The sequence below is a fragment of the Streptomyces sp. UNOC14_S4 genome, from assembly GCF_020740835.1.
Lineage (GTDB): Bacteria > Actinomycetota > Actinomycetes > Streptomycetales > Streptomycetaceae > Streptomyces.
In genome coordinates, this window is record NZ_JAINFC010000635.1 from 1 (window position 1) to 3,766 (window position 3,766).

At 74.9% G+C, this 3,766-nt stretch carries 3 protein-coding genes and 1 pseudogene; 3 read left to right on the forward strand and 1 reads right to left on the reverse strand.

Going from position 1 to position 3,766, the window contains the following annotated elements:
* Positions 1 to 15: 15 nt before the first annotated feature.
* The gene (locus tag K6I34_RS33445) at positions 16 to 1,704 is read right to left on the reverse strand and encodes a PucR family transcriptional regulator ligand-binding domain-containing protein (protein WP_229331799.1); all 1,689 of its coding nucleotides are present in this window, start codon (positions 1,702 to 1,704) and stop codon (positions 16 to 18) included.
* Positions 1,705 to 1,960: 256 nt separating this feature from the next.
* Between K6I34_RS33445 and K6I34_RS33450 the strand changes: the two genes are divergently transcribed.
* From K6I34_RS33450 to K6I34_RS33460, 3 genes and pseudogenes are all read left to right on the forward strand, one after another.
* The gene (locus K6I34_RS33450; RefSeq protein ID WP_229331800.1) at positions 1,961 to 2,848 is read left to right on the forward strand and encodes a xanthine dehydrogenase family protein subunit M; all 888 of its coding nucleotides are present in this window, start codon (positions 1,961 to 1,963) and stop codon (positions 2,846 to 2,848) included.
* Positions 2,839 to 3,351 carry a (2Fe-2S)-binding protein gene (locus tag K6I34_RS33455; RefSeq protein ID WP_229331801.1) on the forward strand — a complete coding sequence of 171 codons (513 nt, stop codon included), beginning with the start codon at positions 2,839 to 2,841 and terminating at the stop codon, positions 3,349 to 3,351. The genes K6I34_RS33450 and K6I34_RS33455 overlap by 10 nt, the downstream gene beginning before the upstream one ends.
* Before the next feature lie 3 nt (positions 3,352 to 3,354).
* A pseudogene (locus K6I34_RS33460) lies at positions 3,355 to 3,766 on the forward strand (xanthine dehydrogenase subunit D); the annotation flags it as partial.

The window sequence follows — 3,766 nt, forward strand, 5'->3', positions numbered from 1 at the left end:
CCCCCACCGAGCGCCTCAGCTCATCCGCAGCGCAAGGAAGAAGTCCAGCTTGTCCTCCAGGCGGGACAAGTCGCGCCCCGTCAGCTGCTCGATCCTGCCCACCCGATAGCGCAGGGTGTTCACATGCAGGTGCAGGCGCGTGGCGCAGCGGGTCCAGGAGCCGTCGCAGTCGAGGAAGGCTTCCAGGGTCGGGATGAGTTCGGCGCGGTGGCGGTGGTCGTAGTCGCGCAGCGGGTCCAGGAGGCGGGCCGTGAAGGCGCGGCGTACGTCGTCGGGGACGAAGGGCAGCAGCAGGACGTGGGAGGCCAGCTCCTGGTGGCCCGCGGCGCAGACGCGGCCCGGGCGGGCCGCGGCGACGCGGCGGGCGTGGCGGGCCTCCTCCAGGGCGCCGCGCAGGCCCTCCGCCGAGTGCACGGGGGCGCTCACGCCGAAGGTGACCCGGCCGTCGTCGTCCAGGCCGCGGGACAGCGGTTCGCGGACGGTGGCCAGCAGGGTCTCCGCGTGCAGGCCGCCGCCGGACGCCGTCGGGGAGTCCTCGGCCGCCCCCATGCCGTCCGCGCGCAGCGGCACCAGTGCCACCGCCTCGTCCCCCAGGTGGGCGACGGCGATCCGGTCGGACGGCTCCGTGCCGGGGGACTCCGGGTCGACGAGGATCTCCTCCAGCAGGGCCTGGGCCACCGGGCCGCCGGGCGCGTCCGCGCCCTCCCACTCGACGCGGGCGACGACGACCTGCCAGTGCGGCGCCGTCCCCAGGCCGGGCAGCAGCACGGGCGCCGCGACCCGCAGGCGCGCCGCGATCTCGGTGGGCTGCGCACCCGTCTGGACGAGTTCGAGGACCTCCTGGGCGAGCCTGCGGCGTACCGTGCGCGCCGCGTCCCGCCGGTCCCGTTCGACGGCGATCAGCTGGGTGACGCCGTCGAGCAGGTCGAGCCGCTCGGCGGACCAGTCGCCGGCGTCCGCCTCGACGGCCAGCAGCCAGTCCGACAGCACGGTCTCGCGGATGTCGCGGCCCGCGCCGCGCCCGCCGCCGCTGATCGGGAAGAGGGAGTACGTGTTGCCCCCGGCGCTCACCCGGTGCGGGCCGCGGCGGCCCGTGCGCGCGGCGGCCAGGTGCTCGCCCGCGAGGGCGGCGCACACGGCGGGCGGCAGCTCGGGCCCGGCGCCCGCCAGCGAGGAGCCGGCGATCGGCCGGCCGGTGGGGGAGAGCACCCAGGCCCGCAGGTCCAGGTCGGAGCCCAGCAGGTCCAGGACGACCTCGGGGCCGCCGCCCGTCGGGCCGGAGGTCATCAGCCGCCGGTGCCGGTCCACGACCGCCGCCAGGTCCCCGGCCCGCTCGCTGGAGACCTGCCGCACCACGTGCTCGGTGATGGACGCGAACGACACGTCCTCCACCACCGAGAACAGCGGCAGCCGGTGCCGCGCGCACGCCTGGACCAGGTCGGCCGGGATCGACCGCAGCTCCGCCTCGCCCGCCGCGAGCCCGGCCACCCCGGCCGCCGCCAGGATGCGGACGAAGCGCTCGGAGTCCTCCGGCTCCCGGCGCCAGGCCAGGCCCGTCAGGACCAGCTCGCCGCCGGAGAGATACCGGCTCGGGTCGCGCAGGTCGGTGGTCATCACGCCGCGTACGGAGCGGTCGAGCTCGTCCTCTCCGCCGAGCAGCCGAAGGCCCAGCGCCTCGGTCTCAAGGAGTGCGCGCAGCCGCATCGTGGTCGCCGCCGATCTGTCGTGTTGTAACCAGTGGAATGCGGTGAGGTTTCTGAACCCCGCCTTTCGTTCGAATCTACAAGACGAGGGCCGTGGCCAGCGAACCGCTTCATGGTTTCGGTGACTGCACCAGGGTGCCCGGGCACCCTTGTACTGGCTGCACGCCGCGCGAACGGGACACGCGACGCCCGGTCCGGAATCCCCCACGCACCCATCGGACCGCCCCCACGGGACACCGTCGAGAAGAGAAGACCCCATGGACTTCCTGCGCCCCGGCAGCTGGGAGGAAGCGCTCGCCGCCAAGGCGGAGCACCCCACGGCCGTGCCCATCGCGGGCGGCACGGACGTGATGGTCGAGATCAACTTCGACCGGCGCCGACCGGAGTATCTGCTGGACCTGAATCGTATCGGCGATTTGTACGAATGGGGGGACGACGCGGGCGACGTCCGCCTCGGCGCCGCCGTCCCCTACACCCGGATCATCGAGGAGCTCGGCGGCCCGCTGCCCGGCCTCGCGCTCGCCTCGCGCACCGTCGGCTCCCCGCAGATCCGCAACCGCGGCAGCGTCGGCGGCAACCTCGGCGCCGCTTCCCCGGCCGGGGACGCCCACCCCGCGCTGCTCGCCGCGGGCGCCGACGTGGAGGTCGCCTCCGTACGCGGCACCCGGCTGATCCCCGTCGAGGAGTTCTACACCGGCGTCAAGCGCAACGCCCTCGCGCCGGACGAGCTGATCCGGGCCGTACGCGTCAGGAAGGCCGACGGCCCCCAGCAGTTCTCCAAGGTCGGCACCCGCAACGCCATGGTCATCGCGGTCTGCGCCTTCGGCCTCGCCCTGCACCCCGAGACCCGCACGGTGCGCACCGGCATCGGCTCCGCCGCCCCCACCCCCGTACGGGCCCGGGCCGCGGAGGACTTCCTGGCCGCCGCGCTCGCGGACGAGGGCCTGTGGGAATCCGGCGCGCCCGTGCCGCCCGCGCTCGTCCGGCAGTTCGGCGAGCTCGCCGCGGGCGCCTGCAACCCCATCGACGACGTGCGCGGCAGCGCCCGGTACCGCAGGCACGCGGTGGCCGTCATGGCCCGCCGTACGCTCGGCTGGACCTGGGACGCGTACCGTGGCAGGGAGAGGACCGCACGATGCGCGTGAACTTCACGGTCAACGGACGCCCCCAGCAGGCCGACGACGTCTGGGAAGGCGAGAGCCTGCTCTACGTGCTGCGCGAGCGGCTCGGCCTGCCCGGCTCGAAGAACGCCTGCGAGCAGGGCGAATGCGGCTCCTGTACCGTCCGCCTCGACGGCGTGCCGGTCTGCGCGTGCCTGGTGGCCGCGGGCCAGGCGGAGGGCCGCGAGATCGTCACCGTCGAGGGCCTCGCCGACTACGCCCGCCACCGCGCGGGCAGGCCGCCGCGCGAGGACCCGGCGGAACTCTCCCCCGTCCAGCAGGCGTTCATCGACGCGGGCGCCGTGCAGTGCGGCTTCTGCACCCCCGGCCTGCTCGTCGCCGCCGACGACCTCCTGGAACACAACCCGGACCCCTCGGACGCCGACATCCGCGAGGCACTCTCGGGCAACCTCTGCCGCTGCACCGGCTACGAGAAGATCCTCGACGCGGTCCGCCTCGCGGCCGCCCGCGCCGGAGAGGCGGGCTGAACCGTGGACGTCTCCCGCACCCCCGTCTCCCTGACCCAGGGCAGCCGCACCCCCGGCGGCATCGGCGAGTCCACCCAGCGCCCCGACGGCACCCTGAAGGTCACCGGCGACTTCGCCTACGCCTCCGACCTCTGGCACGAGGACATGCTCTGGGGGCACACCCTGCGCAGCCCCCACACCCACGCCCGCATCCTCTCCGTCGACCTCTCCGGGGCGTACGCCACGCCCGGCGTGTACGCCGTGCTCACCTGCGCCGACCTGCCCGCAGCGACCCGCTACGGGCTGGAGATCAAGGACACCCCCGTCCTCGCCGACGGCGTCGTCCGCTACCACGGCGAGCCCGTCGCGCTCGTCGCCGCCGACCACCCCGAGACCGCCCGCCGCGCCGCCGCGAAGATCGAGGTCGCGTACGAGC

Excerpts from the sequence above, each read along its gene's own strand:
- K6I34_RS33450 (WP_229331800.1), top strand. The coding sequence starts at position 1,961 with ATGGACTTCCTGCGCCCCGGCAGCTGGGAGGAAGCGCTCGCCGCCAAG.
- K6I34_RS33455 (WP_229331801.1), top strand. The coding sequence starts at position 2,839 with ATGCGCGTGAACTTCACGGTCAACGGACGCCCCCAGCAGGCCGACGAC.
- K6I34_RS33445 (WP_229331799.1), bottom strand. The coding sequence starts at position 1,704 with ATGCGGCTGCGCGCACTCCTTGAGACCGAGGCGCTGGGCCTTCGGCTG.